Annotated in this window: 16 protein-coding genes; 8 read left to right on the forward strand and 8 right to left on the reverse strand. The window is 58.0% G+C overall.

The window, feature by feature from the left end:
- Nucleotides 1-43: 43 nt before the first annotated feature.
- Genes FKG94_RS13580 through FKG94_RS13595 form a run of 4 tightly spaced genes read right to left on the reverse strand, consistent with a single transcriptional unit; the run spans nt 44 to nt 2,074 of the window.
- Nucleotides 44-733, reverse strand: a complete 690-nt coding sequence (locus FKG94_RS13580) for a crotonase/enoyl-CoA hydratase family protein (RefSeq protein ID WP_142904886.1) — start codon at nt 731-733, stop codon at nt 44-46.
- Between the two features lie 12 nt (nt 734-745).
- Nucleotides 746-1,261, reverse strand: coding sequence for a SixA phosphatase family protein (locus tag FKG94_RS13585; protein WP_218943524.1), 516 nt, complete (start codon nt 1,259-1,261; stop codon nt 746-748).
- Nucleotides 1,262-1,268: 7 nt separating this feature from the next.
- Complete coding sequence (locus FKG94_RS13590) at nt 1,269-1,532, reverse strand: DUF5062 family protein (protein WP_142904888.1); 264 nt, start codon at nt 1,530-1,532, stop codon at nt 1,269-1,271.
- An 11-nt stretch (nt 1,533-1,543) separates the two neighbouring features.
- On the reverse strand, nt 1,544-2,074 hold the full coding sequence (locus tag FKG94_RS13595) for a GNAT family N-acetyltransferase (protein ID WP_218943525.1): 531 nt from the start codon (nt 2,072-2,074) through the stop codon (nt 1,544-1,546).
- A 308-nt stretch (nt 2,075-2,382) separates the two neighbouring features.
- On the opposite strand from FKG94_RS13595, the gene FKG94_RS13600 reads away from it, so the two are divergent.
- From FKG94_RS13600 to FKG94_RS13610, 3 genes are all read left to right on the forward strand, one after another.
- Nucleotides 2,383-3,561, forward strand: coding sequence for an iron-containing alcohol dehydrogenase (locus FKG94_RS13600; protein WP_142904889.1), 1,179 nt, complete (start codon nt 2,383-2,385; stop codon nt 3,559-3,561).
- A gap of 7 nt (nt 3,562-3,568) precedes the next feature.
- Nucleotides 3,569-3,991 carry an acyl-CoA thioesterase gene (locus tag FKG94_RS13605; RefSeq protein WP_246125142.1) on the forward strand — a complete coding sequence of 141 codons (423 nt, stop codon included), beginning with the start codon at nt 3,569-3,571 and terminating at the stop codon, nt 3,989-3,991.
- A gap of 71 nt (nt 3,992-4,062) precedes the next feature.
- Nucleotides 4,063-4,989 (forward strand): DUF6279 family lipoprotein, encoded by a 927-nt coding sequence (locus FKG94_RS13610; RefSeq protein ID WP_142904890.1) that lies wholly within the window; start codon nt 4,063-4,065, stop codon nt 4,987-4,989.
- A gap of 161 nt (nt 4,990-5,150) precedes the next feature.
- Here the strand turns inward: FKG94_RS13610 and FKG94_RS13615 are convergent, their stop codons facing one another.
- Both FKG94_RS13615 and FKG94_RS13620 read right to left on the reverse strand, forming a co-directional pair.
- A complete protein-coding gene (locus FKG94_RS13615; RefSeq protein WP_218943526.1) occupies nt 5,151-5,927 on the reverse strand; it encodes a helix-turn-helix domain-containing protein in 777 nt (258 codons plus the stop codon).
- Between the two features lie 101 nt (nt 5,928-6,028).
- Nucleotides 6,029-7,027 (reverse strand): ketoacyl-ACP synthase III, encoded by a 999-nt coding sequence (locus FKG94_RS13620; protein WP_142904892.1) that lies wholly within the window; start codon nt 7,025-7,027, stop codon nt 6,029-6,031.
- Nucleotides 7,028-7,698: 671 nt separating this feature from the next.
- Between FKG94_RS13620 and FKG94_RS13625 the strand changes: the two genes are divergently transcribed.
- The 4 genes from FKG94_RS13625 to FKG94_RS13640 all read left to right on the forward strand — a co-directional run bounded on the left by FKG94_RS13625 (nt 7,699) and on the right by FKG94_RS13640 (nt 11,391).
- On the forward strand, nt 7,699-8,565 hold the full coding sequence (locus FKG94_RS13625; RefSeq protein ID WP_142904893.1) for a helix-turn-helix transcriptional regulator: 867 nt from the start codon (nt 7,699-7,701) through the stop codon (nt 8,563-8,565).
- Nucleotides 8,562-8,777, forward strand: a complete 216-nt coding sequence (locus FKG94_RS13630; protein ID WP_142904894.1) for a hypothetical protein — start codon at nt 8,562-8,564, stop codon at nt 8,775-8,777. Before FKG94_RS13625 ends, FKG94_RS13630 begins: the two co-directional genes overlap by 4 nt.
- 394 nt (nt 8,778-9,171) lie before the next feature.
- On the forward strand, nt 9,172-10,710 hold the full coding sequence (locus FKG94_RS13635; RefSeq protein WP_142904895.1) for a leucyl aminopeptidase: 1,539 nt from the start codon (nt 9,172-9,174) through the stop codon (nt 10,708-10,710).
- A gap of 153 nt (nt 10,711-10,863) precedes the next feature.
- Nucleotides 10,864-11,391, forward strand: a complete 528-nt coding sequence (locus FKG94_RS13640) for a DUF4269 domain-containing protein (RefSeq protein ID WP_142904896.1) — start codon at nt 10,864-10,866, stop codon at nt 11,389-11,391.
- Nucleotides 11,392-11,419: 28 nt separating this feature from the next.
- On the opposite strand, the gene FKG94_RS13645 is transcribed toward FKG94_RS13640, so the two are convergent.
- Complete coding sequence (locus FKG94_RS13645; RefSeq protein WP_142904897.1) at nt 11,420-12,994, reverse strand: acyl-CoA carboxylase subunit beta; 1,575 nt, start codon at nt 12,992-12,994, stop codon at nt 11,420-11,422.
- Entirely contained in the window at nt 12,991-15,012 is a 2,022-nt protein-coding gene (locus tag FKG94_RS13650; RefSeq protein ID WP_142904898.1) for an ATP-binding protein, read from the reverse strand. The genes FKG94_RS13645 and FKG94_RS13650 overlap by 4 nt, the downstream gene beginning before the upstream one ends.
- Nucleotides 15,013-15,493: 481 nt before the next feature.
- Between FKG94_RS13650 and FKG94_RS13655 the strand changes: the two genes are divergently transcribed.
- Nucleotides 15,494-16,048 carry a PEP-CTERM sorting domain-containing protein gene (locus FKG94_RS13655; RefSeq protein WP_142904899.1) on the forward strand — a complete coding sequence of 185 codons (555 nt, stop codon included), beginning with the start codon at nt 15,494-15,496 and terminating at the stop codon, nt 16,046-16,048.
- The last annotated feature ends 38 nt before the right edge of the window (nt 16,049-16,086 follow it).

The following is a 16,086-nucleotide window of genomic DNA, read 5'->3' on the forward strand; positions in this document are numbered from 1 at the left end:
CGCCGTGGCTGGCGCAGGCCGTGGACGGCCGCGTGGCGATGCCCTAGTGGGGACCGCGGGCATCGATCTCGATCACGCGATCGAGGGTTTCAAGCAAATCGGCCCGGGCTTTCAGTTTGGTGTTGCGATGCGCGTCCATATTCAGTTGTGCAAGCTGCTGCGCCCGGGCGGTCGCCGTCGCCGACAACTGTTCTGCAGTCACCACCTGATCCAGAAAACCCGCTGCCACCGCGCGATCGGGATCGTACATCTCAGCGTTGATCACAGAGCGGTTAAAATACGCCGGCAGCAAGCGAGCCCGCGCCAGCTCGATGCCCGCCAGGTGCATGGTCATACCGATGGCAACTTCATTCAGGCCAATTTTAAAGGGGCCCGCCGCACCGATGCGGTAGTCCGCCGACAGCAACAGAAACGCCCCCTTGGCCACTGCGTGACCGCTACAGGCGACCAGCACCGGGGTGGGAAACGACAGCAGGCGCCGCGACAGGGTCGAGCCTTTTTCTACCAGCGCCATGGCCGCGTCCATGCTCTCACCCATCACTTTCAGATCGTAGCCCGCCGACAGCATGCCTGCCTGACCGGTTATCAAGACCACCGCCCGATCGCTCTCGGCCCGATCCAGAGCCCGGTTAAATGCGTCGATCAAAGCCGGGGAAATGGCATTCACCTTACCGTTATTCAGGGTGAGGGTCGCCACCTGGGCGTCGAGGGTGTAGCTCACTAATTCACTCATAACATGTCCTGGTCAATACTGCGGGTTGTTTTTGAGACAGTCGTTCTTCGGGTAATCGAAGTAGTCCATACTGCCCCGCCCCGGCGCCAGATCGCTCCAGCGAGTGACGGGCAGCGTGAGCTTCACCATACCGCAGGTAGGCACATTGTCGATATCGCAATAGCCCAAATCATTGACAAGTTCGGTCACCGCCGGGTTGTGACCCACCAGCAGGCAGCGGGTCCAGGTGTCGTCAAACGACTGCACGCAACCAAGCAACTGCGCGCTGTCGAAGGTATACAGGGATTCGTCATACCGAATGGCGTCCGGCGCAAACCCCAATGCCGCGGCCAGGGCCCGGGCTGTGGCCGCAGCGCGCAACGCGACGCTGGCGACGATCGCCTGCGGGATATCACCCCGGCGGCGCAGCCGTTCACCCATCTGTGGGGCATCGGCAAGGCCGCGTCGGTTCAATGGGCGATCGCGATCGCCAAGTCCGGGGTCGGCCCAACTGGACTTGGCGTGGCGAACCACAAGCAGCGTTTTCACCGGACCATCATTTGAGCAGCGGGTGGTCATCGGGCAACTGCCGGGATATCCACAGCGCCAGCTTGTGTTTCATCAACGGCTCGCTTTCCTGTCCCTTGGCCAGCGGTTGAATCAGTTTGTCGTGCACCAGCAGCCGGTACAGGTACTCCACCTTCTGTTTGACGGAATCGGTGCTTTCAAAGCGACCGGCATGACGTTTTTCAGCATACAGCGCGCCCACCCGCAACGCCTCTTTGAGTAACTGTTGTTCATTTTTCAGCTTTTTCGACATTGCTGTGTCCCTTAATAATCCTTGATTGGGTTCTTCCTTTCGACGTTGGCCCCCGACGACATCAAGGGCTTCTCCCAAAACAACGCCCGACCGGTGGCGGGACTCAGTTCGTAACCCGCAAAGCCGAACTTTCTATAGGCCTGTTGTGCAGTCTTATTCCCCTCCAGCACTTCGAGAGTCAGCTTACAGCAACCGCGTTCACGGGCGCACTCTTCCACCAGTGCCAACATGCGACGGCTCAGCCCGCGACCGCGGTAGGCGGGCAACACCGTCACATCGTGAATGTTCATCAACGGCTGGCATTGAAACGTGGAAAACCCCTCAAAACAGTTGATCAGCCCGGCCGGTTCAGCGCCGGCAAACGCCAGCACCGACAAGGCCGTGGGCACTTGTGCCAGGCGCTCCACCAGTTGGGTTTTTACGCGTTCGGGGAGATCGCGGCCACCTCCCATGGGATCGAGCGCGTAGGCACTCATCAGGGTAACGATGGCCGCCGCATGGGACGGCTTCCGATAGTCGGCAACAACCAGGGTTATATCCACTTCAGCCTCTGTTCGAATGAGTTAGGAACACCTCGATTGGCACTTGAGGTATCGTGCAGATAATGATTTGAAAAACCGCTTAGCGCAACCGCTCGTATACGCATTTCTATGATTGTGAGTCTGTGAGGCTGGGCGCCTGCGCTGTTGCTTCATATAATAGAAGTAACGAGGCAGAACACGGCAGGCCGCTTGCGGTCCAAGACTTAAACATTCACGACGTGAATCCAATGATCACAAATATAAATTTCAAATATATCGGTTGGATTCGCAGAATAAACCTTCGGGTACCTGAGGCGGGTCACTGAGCAATGAAGTCGTTTACCTTCAACACCACCCCATCGATTATCTGCGAACCCGGCGCCATCGGCCGTATCGGCGATATCTGCCGGCGCCATCGCATCAGCCGGCTGCTGATCGTGACCGATCAGGGCATTCTCGACAACGATCTGCTGGGACCGCTATTGGGCGCACTGAGCCGGGCGCAAGTCTCTTATATGACCTACGCCGACGTACAGGCGGACCCGCCGGAGGACACGGTGCTGCGAGCTTTGCGCCAGGCCCAGACCAACAACACCGACGGTGTGGTGGGTTTCGGCGGCGGCAGCTCCATGGACACCGCCAAACTGGTGGCCCTGATGATGGGGTCCGGCGAGAGTCTGGCGGAAATCTACGGCGTCGACAACGCCAGCGGGCAGCGCCTGCCGCTGATTCAGGTGCCCACGACTGCCGGCACCGGCTCGGAAGTGACTCCCATCGCCATTGTCACCACCGGTGACACCACTAAGACCGCTGTCGTGGCCCAGCAGCTGATGCCGGATGTCACTATCCTGGACCCCGAACTCAGTCTCGGCCTGCCACCCCTGGTCAGCGCTGCCACCGGTATTGACGCCATGGTCCATGCCATCGAGGCTTTTACCAGCGCCCGGCTCAAAAACCCCTATTCCGATATGCTGGCGCAGCAGGCCCTGAACTTATTAGCGGGCAATATTCGCGACGCCGTGCACCGCGGCGATTCACTGGCCACCCGCCAGGCCATGTTATTGGGGGCCTGCCTGGCCGGCCAGGCCTTCGCCAACGCCCCGGTGGCCGCGGTACATGCCCTCGCCTATCCGCTCGGCGGCCACTACCATATCCCCCATGGATTAAGTAACGCCCTGATGCTGCCTCACGTGCTGCGCTTTAACTGCGAGGCCGTTGACGCCGCGCGGCAGTATGCGCAGCTGGCACCGATTATCATGGAACGCCATATCCCACTGCCGGCCAGCGACGGGGAGCGACGGCACCTGGCCGGGGAAATGATCGACCACCTGGTGGCCCTGATTGCCGATCTGGCGCTGCCAAACACCCTCGCGGCAATGGATATCCAGGAACAGGAACTGCCGATGCTGGCGGAAAACGCCATGCAACAGCAGCGGCTGCTGGTCAACAACCCGCGGGAAGTTAACTACGAGAACGCCTTGAATATTTACCGTGCCGCCTACACCTGACATTCCCGTGCCCAGCCGCGTCGACTATCGGTATTTTGTACCGATAACCACACGCTGGATGGATAATGACGTCTACGGCCATGTCAATAACGTGGTGTACTACGCTTACTTCGACACCATTGCCAACCGCTTTTTGATCGAAAAAGGCGGCCTGGATATCCACGCCGGCCCGGTCATCGGCCTGGTGGTAAACTCTCAGTGCCGCTATCGGGAGGCTGTCGCCTTCCCGGATCAGTTGGATGGCGGTTTCCGCGTCAACCGCGTCGGCAGCAGTTCGGTTGAATACGGCCTGGGTATCTTCAAGGCGGGGCAGGACCGGGCCTGTGCCTCAGGCACGTTCACCCATGTATTTGTCGAGCGGGAGACCCGCAAACCGGCCCCCATTACCGGGCGCCTGCGCGAAGCGCTACTGGCGGCTTGTCACAATTGATCTATACACTTCAAGCTGCCGTACCATAGAGAGCACCGGGCGGCGTATTTCACACGAAGGGTCGAAGGGAAATGATCGAACGAAAAGGATTCGGCACCTTCAGCCCGACCACACACCACCCACAACGACCATTGGCCATGATGATACGCGCGCGATCCAAAGTTCAACTGACATGCCTGCTGTTGGTCTGCCTCCTGTTTACCGGTTGCTCCACCAAACTCACCTACAACTTTCTCGACTGGTGGATGGGCTGGCTGGTGCGCGACTATGTTACCCTCGAACGGGATCAGCGGCGCCAGGTCAAGGCCGCTATCGACAGCTTTCACCGCTGGCATCGCAGCGAACAGCTGCCCGCTTATGCGGACGCCCTGGAGCAGTTGCGGGACACTTTGTCGCGACCGGCGGTGAGCAGCGCCCAGCTCGAAGCCCACGGTATCCGCATGAGCGAGTTCTGGGATGCCGCGCTCGACCAACTCACGGCCCCGGCCGTTGCTCTGGCGGCATCGCTTTCCGACAAGCAGATACAGCAGGTGTACGACAATCTGGAAAAAAAGCGCTTGGAGTACCTGGAAGAATACGCACTTCCCGACCCGCAGGAACGACAGGAAAAACGGGTGGACAGAACCCGGGACGTCCTCCAATCCTGGCTTGGCCGACTGGACGATAAGCAGAAACAGCTGATTGAAGACTGGAGTAAAACGATACAACCAACGGCAAAACTCTCCGGCGACCTGCGGCAGCAGTGGCAGGAAGAACTCAAACAGGTATTACCCTATCGCGACCAGGCGCAGTTTCTGGAGGAGAATATAGAGAGGTTGATGTTTTACCCCGAAGAGCGCTGGCCGCAAGCTTATCGGGACGCGATAGCCCACAACCAGCAACGCACCTTTGAACTGGTGATCCAGCTCAATGCCTCACTGACGGACAAGCAACGGCAGCGGCGCGATAAAACCTTCCAGCGCTACATCGACGACTTTCGCGAGTTGGCAGAGAAATAACGGCAGCACGGCAAATTCAACGTCGCTTTGTGCAGCACCTGGCAGCTCTAAGATTTCTCTATTGATGAGTCGGCGGCCAGGTCGATACATACCCACTGGACGAACGTGCCGAGCCTGCCGGCGATTGGCGTCCCACCGGCACATAATGTCGGTTTATGTTTCTAGGTTTTAAGTTTTCGAGCCAGCGTATTTCTCGATATACCCAATCGTCTCGCAGCCTCGGCTTTATTGCCATCACAGCGGTGAATGGCCTCGTCGACCACCATCTGTTCAAAAACAGACGCCGTTTTCTTCAGGGGAACCAGGTTGGGGGAAAACAACAGAGTCTTCATCCTATTGATCTTTCTGTGTTCCTCCGTCTTTGGAATCAAAGCCAGGAGCCGAAACATATGGGGTTGACTTTCAGTCCACAGCAGCACAAACAACAACAGATTAATAGTCAGCGACACGATACCGGCAGCATTTATGGGTATATTCATTTGCATAAACGCCAGCACTGTCGACACGGCCAAAATGCTTGGTCCAGTGGCGACCGCCAGCACAAATGCGCGGCGCTGCCTGACACGATCAGGATTGGTGCGGGTGCAATAGATCATGATCACCAGGCTGCCAATAAGCGCCGTGAATATGGTGAGCTTGATCAACCAATAGGCAGGTCCCGGTATCCGGGTTATTGAATAACCAATACTTTCGACATCGGCAATGGCAAACTTGGGGATGGCGACGATCGTTATACACACTATTGCACAGGCTAAAATCACATAAGTGACTGTTTTCTTTAGATATCCCCCGATTTCCAGGGACAGGCCCAGCAGCGCCAGGCAAGTGCCTATGGCAAAGATGTAGTAAGCCGTCAGGTAAACAGCCCCAGCCCTGGGATTGGCGACAAAGGAAAAGCTGGCCAGCTCAGCCAGGTTCAGGCCCAACAGTGCGATCAAAAACCCCCACATCCAGGGATTTATTGATCGCAATGCGTGCCTGGCTACCCAAAAAATAATAACCTTCAAAGCCAACGCAAATATGCTTGGCAATGCATAGATTAGTAAATCATCCCCGCTTGACATATAGACAGTCCGCTCCCTGCTCCCAGAACCAGCAACTTATCACCGCGCTTGGGGCGATTCAACGCCATATTTACCGGAATGCTAGCACTGGTCAGGTTGCCGAGAAAATCATACGTGATAGGGGCACAATTTAAATCTAAATCCGCCGCACTAGTCAATTGTTTATGTGGTATGGCACCTACTTGGTGGCAATACATTACATCAATATCCGTTGGCGACCAATTCAAGGCCCGATAAGTCTTATCGATAAGCTTTTTGTGCAGCCCCACAAATACGCGACTGATGAGTCCCATTATCATCTGTCCCTCGACACCAGCCTGGGTGTGGCGATAGTAGCAGAGCTCGGCATGCTGGCCCTCCGAACGCATCTCCATCCACTGCCAGCCGCTGTGGGCGGTACCGCGCTGTACCACCATAGCGCCACCGGCATCACCGACCGTCAGGCTGCCTATCCATCGCTTGAATTCCTCCTTATTATTGGTGCGCTTGATCTGCTCGATGGCCTCGAGCATTACCCGGCTCGGTTTCTCACCCGTGCAAACCAGCACATTGTCGACCGCACCATTGCTGATAAAGCTGTCGGCAATTGCCAGGCCGTTCATAAAGCCGTGGCAGGCGTTGGTCACATCGAGCACCGTGGCCCGCGTGGCCCCGAGTTCAGTCTGTACCCGGTGGGCCGTAGCCGGCTCCTGCCAGTCCCTGTCGATACCACAGTACAGAATCATATCGATTTCGCCCGCTTCCAGCCCGGCGTCTTCCAGGGCGTTGTGGGAAGCTGCAATTGCCATGTCCGAAGGCAGGGTCCTGGCATCGGATATTCGTCTCTCTTTGATACCTATACATTTCGATATGTAGTTTTTGGGTGCACCAAATCTGGTGCTGTCGATTTCATCCATCAGGCTCTCCGATGTCACGCGGTCGGGCGGCAGGAAGGCGCCAATGCCTGCAATCCGAGAATTTCCTTTAATTTCCATAGCTTACACTCCTATCAATTTTTGGGTAGGTGGTTTTTTGTTGTCACAGCATAAATTTTTTGCCTGTCCAAAAACGGACGGGGCATATCAATTTACCGCCATATTGACAGTTACTTCATCTTGTATTTAAACACTAGTTGTAGATGGGGGGCTCAGTATTCTGTTGCCATCTGACGGCGATCACTTGTGCGCCAAAAAACAAACGATGTGGAGGGGTTACCGGGTATCACGGCTGGAAAAGCGTGACTCAGACAACCCGGCACCGGGCAATGTCACTGACGCAACAATTGCGGCCGGCGGTGCAAAAGGGGGCGACGGGTATCTCAGGGCGGCGCACGTTCCAGCTGCTCATTTATTAACCTGGTTGCCCCGATCTATCGGGCAAAAAGCCAGTCGATTGATGCGCTGGTCAGCGCCGAAGTTTACGCCGCCATGCCCCAGGTATACCGGCCAGACACGATGGGCCGGTTACCCGTACCAACCCGCCGGCAACAGCCTGTTTTCGATTCCGGGTGCAGGAGGGTTTATTGTCGATAACGCTGATCAAGCCTGCCGGCGGCGCAGACCGACAGCGCCGGCGGCCCCGGCCAGTCAAGACGGCACCGGGAAAACACCGAGCGCAGGTCGGTTCTGGAACACCGAAATCATCACCCTATATATAGAGAGTCATCATGCTTGAAAAGATACTAAACAAAAAGGCCGAACCTGATGCGCCCACCGGCGCCGCCGATCGTATGGCCGCGGTATCGCCAGACAAAGTCAGCCTGTTTTTCGGCAGTGAGGAGTCCGATGAAATACTGTTGGAGCGGTTGAAAATCGAGCGCAACCTCTATCGCGTGCTGGACGGCTCGGAAACCCCGAGACACCTGGCGCAACAGGTACTGGCGGCGATACAGGACTGGGGGTTCTGCGATTATTCGTTTATGCGCTTCGACACCGTGAACCTGGGCGACGATCGCCTGGCCCTGATGCCGGTGATCGTGATGGCCAGCCATCCGGGCAACAGCGGGCTGCGCTTGCTGGTCACCGCCGGCGATATCCGGGCCCGACACCTGGCCCGGATATACTATGCCCTGACCTGCCTGCCGGCGGAGATGTTCGGCAAACTCGATGGCCGGTACTTACTGATGGCCAGCACCAGCACCGACAATTACACCGTCTCAACGGGTCAACCTGACATCGATCGGGCCCTCAGCCTGTCGACCGTGGACAACGACGAGGGCCAGCAGTACTTGATCACGGCACTGGCCAACAAAATCGAAGGCATCGGCAAGAGTAAATTTGCCACCGTTTTCAAGCACAGTGAAGGCACCGATATAAACCCGCGCCCGCGGCGCCTGATCAAGGCTCTGGCACAGCAGGATGTCACCCTGCGCGATGCCGCGGCATTGCTGAACGTCAGTCACGATACGGTAAACAAGCATATCGCGGCGGCAAAACAGGCCCTCGGGACCAAAACCATTGCAGCCACAATCTGGGAGGCGGCAAAGCGAGGGTTGATTGACGATAGCAGCGAAGAGTTCATCAGTGATAAGTGACGACTGTCACTGTTGGCGGTCCCGATGAAGCGGCGATAGATATCGGCGAACGGGCAGTAGCAAATGCGAAAATTGATGTAGATTCAAGGGAAATCGTGACGGTGTGGCCAGGTGCACCCAAAAAAGACCAGGGTATGTTTATCTATCCGGTCGAAAAAGTTGCGCCTCAGTCACTTCACAATCTAACAGGGCCACCAACAACCACCCGCTGAGTAGCACAAATGGCAACTGCCGGCAAAAGCGAAGCATTCAGCGAACCAAAAGCTTTTGATGTTACCGGCCGTCGCAGGCGGTGCTATTTGTGAAAAGCCCGCAGCCGGCCTCGAACCACTGCCCTGATAAGCACCTGACACCACTTTTTATTGATTGCTTTTCGAAGACTCCGTATGATTCCGTCGCGTAAATGGTAAACCGTTTTGCCGCTGGGGCGGCGCTCCCTTAAAGTACGGGGCCATCTTAAGACCTGTCGATGGAAAGACCAGGACCGGCAGTTTTATCCTGCAAATACCTTCGATATATTCGTTGCCGGTATCATCGGCTTTTTACCTATAATCGCCCGACGGCAAACGAATACCCGAAACATCCACTTATCAGGACAGTCTGGCTATGCGTTACCTTTTGGTTCTAATATCCTTGTTTTTGATCTACCCCTCTCACGCGACTGAGCGCGCCGTCGACTTCACCGCACCCGAACTGCCGCAGAGCGGACATATCGTGATACCGGTTCGCGAAGGCCTGCAGTGGACAACGGCTGGTCAACAGGCGGATCAGCGCTTGAACGCCGCGCTGAGTCGCGCTGCCGAAAACGCCGGCTTTACCGGCAAGGCAGGCAAAACGTTGACACTGTTCAGCGTCGGCGACTATGCCAGGATCGACCTGGTCGGCGTTGCCCCGACGCCCCTGACTCAGGCCGAACTACAGGACTTTGGTGGTGCTGTGGCGACGGCCATCAAAAAGGACAGTGGTCTCGATATCCAGATATTAGCCGAGGGCATCGAGACCGGGGTCGGCAATCCCGGTGCCCATATCGCGCTTGGCTTTCAGTTGGGAGACTATGCCTTCAAGCGCTATAAGCGCACCAAGGGCACGGACCGCCAGCAGGGTCGCGTGGTCATCCTGGTGGGCAACGCCGAAAGCTCGGCTGCTCACTACCGGGAAGAACTGGCTCATTTGGCAAAAGGCGTGGCATTCGCCCGGGACATCGGCAACGAGCCGGGTAATGTTATTTACCCCGAGAGCTTTGTCGAGCGCACCAGGACTGCCATGAAAGGCCTGCGCCGGGTCAAGATTGAGGTTATGGCGCAGAATAAACTCGAGCGCCTCGGTATGGGCGCCCTTCTCGGCGTCGGCGCCGGCTCGGCACGGGAACCCCGTCTGTTGATTGTCGACTACCGGGGACGTGCCGGCGATGAGACAGATATGGCGCTGGTCGGCAAAGGTATCAGCTTTGACACCGGGGGTATTTCTATTAAACCCAACAAAAATATGTGGAAGATGAAGTCCGATCTTTCCGGCGCGGCCGCCGTGATGGGCACCCTTATGCAATTGGCCGCGCGGGAAGCCGCGGTCAATGTGGTGGCGGTTGCGGCGCTGGCGGAAAATATGCCCTCCGGCACCGCCATTCGCCCCGGCGATGTCCTCACCAGCCTGTCCGGCAAAACCATCGAGATTATGTCCACCGACGCAGAGGGCCGCCTGGTGCTCGCCGATGCGGTGACCTATGTCCAGCAACGCTATAAACCCGCCCTGCTGGTGGATGTTGCCACCCTGACCGGCTCAGCGGCACGGGCCCTGGGCGACGATTATGGCGCGCTTTTTACCCGTGACGATACGCTGACCGAACTATTTGCCAACGCCGGCACCCAAAGCGGCGAAACGGTCTGGCCACTGCCGTTGAACGCCGGCCACTATGAACAACTGGACTCCCTGATCGCCGATCTTAAAAATACCGCCGATAAACCGCCGGGCGCCAGCACCGGTGCGGCATTTATCGGCAGTTTTATCGATGCAGAACAGGCGTGGGTGCACCTCGATATCGCCGGGGTGGACTGGCGGGATAAAGCTTTACCCACAGTCCCGAAAGGACATGCCGGCTGGGGTGTTCGTCTGCTCGACCAGGTGATCCGAATACGGCTCAACCAGTAAATATCATAGCGCTACCTTCGCCCAGGGAGTGCCGCCCGGTGCGGGCCGCACCGGTACGCGACCACTGTGCCAGAGGTAAGGCCCGGCGGGGTGCGCTGTCCCACCATTTGGGCAAACGTCAAAAACCAGGGAGCCTGATCAGTGGCGCTGACAATGACTGAATCCAACACAAAGGTGATCCAGGCTCGAGCAGCCATCGCTAACGCTAAAATTCTGGAGCGGCTCAGCGCCTTCAAACCCGAGATTGTCAGCACCATCTTCGTTGAGTTCGATGTGGAAGACAGCGATATCGATATTATCTGTCGCTACATGCACAAACCGCGCTTTGTCGATACCCTAAAATCATTTTATGGCGACAGTGAGCAGTTTTCCTGTGATATTCGTAACGACCATGTTTTAAGCCGATTTTACTACCAAGGCTTTTTGTTCGAGATCTACGGTTCGACATTGCCCGTCAATGAGCAAATGGCCTATCAACACTATAAAGTCATGCAACGCTTGTCGAAGATGGGCGGCAAACGTTTTCAACAACAGGTCAGGCATAAAAAGCGCAACGGCTTTAAAACTGAACCGGCCATCGCATCGCTGTTACAGCTCAGCGGGAATCCCTATCAAGCTGTGCTTGCGCTCAACGACCATTCAGACATTGAACTGGCGGGCTACCTCAAACACTGCGTGTAGCCAAACCCGCCAAACGACGTAATACCCATCAGATTTTATACGGCCAATTTGCCAGTTGCCGCCGACTGAAGCCCTGTTGTCCGTCGCCACCGTCAGCGCGCCGCAGCGCCTGAATAATTTCCCTGCGCGTATCGCGCGGATCGATGACCTTGTCGATTAAATTGCGCCCGGCCGCCGACCAGGGTGCCGTGCCCTCGGCCAGCGCCGCCACTGCCTCCTCGCGGGCCAGTTCGGGGTCCTCAGCCTGTTGCAACTTGCGCCCGAAAGCTACATTGACCGCGACCTCGGGCGCCATAAACGAAATGTCCGCGGTCGGCCAGGCCAGCAACACATCGTTGTTGGCACGCCCGCCCGACATATTGCAGTGTGCCATACCGTAGGACTTGCGCACCACGATGCTCACCCGCGGCACCGTACTCTGGGCCAGACATTCGATAAACTGCATAATCCGATTCGGCATCTTGCGCTCCTCGGCCGCCCGCCCGACCAGGAACCCGGGTGTATCGTGCAGGAATACCAGCGGAATATGGTAGGCGTCGCACAGACAGATAAACGACACCGCTTTCTCACAGGCGCCCGGTCCCATGGCACCGGCAGTCACCATGGGGTTGTTGGCCAGGAAACCCACCACCCGACCGTCGATACGGGCCAATGCGGTAATCAGGCTGCCGTCATAATAGGGTTTCAATTCGAGCAGGCTGTCCATATCGGCAATCAGCGCCAACAGGTCGTGCATATCATAGGCCTGTTTGCGATCGGCGGGCACGATGTCGAAGACACCGTCGAGCAATGCGGTCGCCGGCTCCGCGCAGGCAATCCGGGGCGGCAATTGTGCGGCGTTGGCCGGCAGATAATCCAGCACCCGGCGAATCAACGCCAGGCAGTGGGGCTCGTCATCGGCAACTAAATCCACCAGACCGGTCTGGCGGGCATGCATCTCCCAACTGCCGAGTTCCGCGTGACTGCTGGTTTCACCGGTGGCCACCTCGAGGATAGCGGTACCGCCCACCGCCATCACCGACCCCTTCACCTGCACCACGATATCGGAGATAGACGCATACCAGGTGGGGCCGCCAAAGCAATCGCCCATAATGGCGGTAATCATGGGTACGGCGCGATTGCGCGCCGGCAGTTCACTCGGATACGACAAGCGCATCATACCGGTGGACCCCATGATATCGGGTACCCGCGCGCCGCCGGCATCACCCAGATAAACACAGGGGTAGCCCTTGTCCTTGGCATAACCAAACAGCTTGCCGGTTTTATTGGTTCCCACATAACCGCCGGCACCGGCCAACACGGTAACATCGTCGGCGCCCACCGCCACCGTGCGGGTATTAATGCTGCCGAAGCCGGTAATCTTGCCGTCGGCGGGAGTCTTCGCTTCCATACCAGGCCATTCACCGACTGCCAGCAGTCCGTATTCGTCGAAACTGTCCGCGTCCAACAGCGCATCGATACGCTGGCGGGCATTGAGGCGTCCTTTGTCGCGCTGGCGTGCCAGCTTGGCTTCCCCACCCATGGCAAGTGCCTGCCGGCGGCGGCGCGCCAGTTCCGCCACACCGTAACGACTGTCCACCCCATCATCCCCATTCTCACTCATGGCATCACCTCGATCTCTTCCAGAGCAACCAGTAACGTATCGGCCTCTACCGTATCACCGGCCGCAACCCATACTTTTTCCACCCTGCTTCGGGTCTGGGCTCGCGTGGTCGACTCCATCTTCATCGACTCCATAACCACCAGCGGCGCGCCCCGCTCCACCTGCTGGCCGGCACTTACCAACACCTCCACCACCCGCCCCGGCATCGGCGCGCGGTAACCGCCGTGCTGATGGCGAGTTGACGCCAGCGTAAACCGCGACGCCAGGGGCAAGTACAGGCTGCCGGTGGCGATGCTGTGTAAGGCAATCGCATCTCGCGCCACCCGCAGGGTGTAAACGGCACGCACCCCATCGATCGACAGGTCGAAGCGCACTACCCCGGCGGGCAGCACCTCAACCCCCACTATGTCAACGGCGAAGTGTCGATCTCCGAGGCAGGCATCGAAAACCGGCGTCCGGTTCGCCACCGGGCGCGGTTCAACCTGTACCACCACCTCCCGATCCAGCCAGTGAAACCTGACGGTCGTCGCCCCGGTGCCGGCAGGCAGGACAGGGTTGCGAGTGCGCGGTTCGGACAGATCACGATGATGCTCGCAGTACCCCACTGCCGCAGCGATCAACGCACACTGGGCCACGGCGCCCCGCGGTCGATTGCTCAAGTGTTCGGCGTGTTGCTGCAAAAACCGGGTGTGGGTACGGGCGGCGCCAAACGCCGGCAACTGCAATACACTGCGCAGATAATGCTGGTTAGTGGTGAGGCCCAACAGCACACATCGCTCCAGGTGGTAGCTCAGCGCTCGCAGCGCCTGCGTGCGGTCTTCCGCCCAGCTAATCAGGCGCGCTAACAAAGGGTCGTAAAAACTGCTCACCGTTTGACCACTGTGGATACCGCCATCGATACGCAGTCCCGCGCCGCCAGCCGGTTGCCAGTAATCAATGGTGCCGGTTTGCGGGCTGAACCGGCGGTCCGGGTCTTCGGCATACCAGCGGCACTCGATAGCATGTCCGCGTATAGTGAGATCGGCCTGGGCCAGTGTCAGCGCCCGGCCTTCGGCAATGCGTATCTGCCACTGCACGATATCGATCCCGGTGATGGCTTCAGTCACCGCATGCTCCACCTGCAGGCGGGTATTCATTTCCAGAAAATAGAACTCGGCGTCGGCCTCCGGCAGGCCATTATCCACCAGCAGGAATTCGACGGTGCCGGCACCGGTGTAGTCCACGGCACGGGCGATGGCGACTACCGCCTCGCCCAGGCGGCGGCGTAAAACAGCGCCGAGCCCCGGGGCGGGCGCCTCTTCGATAACTTTTTGCTGGCGGCGCTGAATCGAGCATTCCCGCTCGAACAGGTGGATGATGTTACCCTGCCCGTCGGCCAGCACCTGGATTTCGATATGCCGCACGCGCTCAAAATAGCGCTCCAACAGCACGCTGTCGTCATTGAATGCGCGCCGGGCTTCGTTACGGGCGGCGGTCAGTGCCGCCGCAAAGGCATCGCGATGTTCGACCAGCCGCATACCAACACCGCCGCCACCGGCGGAAGCCTTGATCAACAGCGGGTAGCCGATCGTGTCAGCCACCTGTAACAGATGTTGTGGGGATTGGTCGGCGCCGTGATAACCGGGCACCACCGGCAGTTGTTGCGACTCGACCAGGGCCCTGGCAGCAATTTTGGAGCCCATGCGCTCGATCGCGGCGGCGGCCGGTCCGATAAAGGTAATATTCGCCTCGGCGCAACGCGCGGCAAACACCGCATTTTCTGACAAGAATCCGTAACCCGGATGGATCGCATCGGCATCGCTGCGACGAGCCGCCTCCAACACTGCATCGATATTCAAGTAGGTGTCGGCCGCCAGATCGCCCGGCAGGCGCACCGCGGTATCCGCCGCCCGGCAATGCAGACTGCCGGCGTCGCTGTCGGCGTAAACGGCGATAGTGGTGATATGCAACTCCCGGCAAGCCGCGGCAATGCGAACGGCGATTTCACCGCGGTTGGCGATGAGCAATCGTTTTATCATGGTATTTCAGTCAATTGCGAATCAAATTTTGAGGCCGGAATTATGGCCACGGGGTTGCGGCGGCCAACAATTTATTTGGTGTATAGCGGTTTATTCACTCTGCTTATGTCGATATTTTTTATACCCGGCGGCGTTAGCCGGCACCTGGTGTCACCGTATCCCGGCGTCCCCGGTAGATTTCCGTGAATATTACCCAGGCGCCCGGTGAAATAGTGCGATGACTTCGCCATGTGGCGACAGTCGTTATAAGAACACCCTGCGGCTGTAACCACAACTTTACACGCTGTGCCGAAATACTTTACAAAAACTTCTATACCTAACTGTAAGTAATTGATATTTAACACTATTTATAATTGGAACGGTCCTTGCTCACGATGAAGTTGCTCCTGCAAATTGCAGTTGCTCCTGCAAATCGCAGCGCATCGCCACCGGTGATGTCGCGGGAACGCGGTAAGTATTTTAAGTATGGAGGTCGCAAGGCATGTTTACATCCAACAATTTCAGTCTCAATCTGGCCGCTCTGGCTACGATGTTTATCGCCGCCTTATTAACAGCCGGCGTTACGCAAGCGGCACCGGCCACCGCCGTACCCGCCGCGCTCGAGCGCGGTGCTCAACTGCCCGGTGAACAACTGCTGGCATCGGGCCTGGAACTGCTCGCGGGGGCGGAAACTGGCAGTACTGCTCTGTTGCTCAATAGCCGGCGCCCGAGCCCGACATTTGGTTCGCTGAACCCGGCCACCATCGACCTGGCCCATACCACGCTGGATGTTTTTGACGCTGTGCCGATTGCCGACCGGGCTACCGCCGATGGCTTTGTCGCGACCCCGGACGGCAGACTGTTTGCCGCGTTTCTCGAACCTGGTGTCGTGGAGGACGGCGCGCTGCTGCTGGCGGCCACTGCGGCTGCGCGGCAACCTGAAGAGGAAGAAATCGTGGATACGGCGATACTGGCCGGTGCAACCCCGGAACCTGGGACGCTGGTGTTACTGGCACTCGGCCTGGCCTCGCTGGTGGTCGCTAGAAATCGCGCTTGAATCGCGGGCTCTGTCCCGTCGCATTTCACGGCCCGCCC

The sequence above is a fragment of the Exilibacterium tricleocarpae genome (assembly GCF_007004655.1).
In the GTDB taxonomy this organism is placed as follows: domain Bacteria; phylum Pseudomonadota; class Gammaproteobacteria; order Pseudomonadales; family Cellvibrionaceae; genus Exilibacterium; species Exilibacterium tricleocarpae.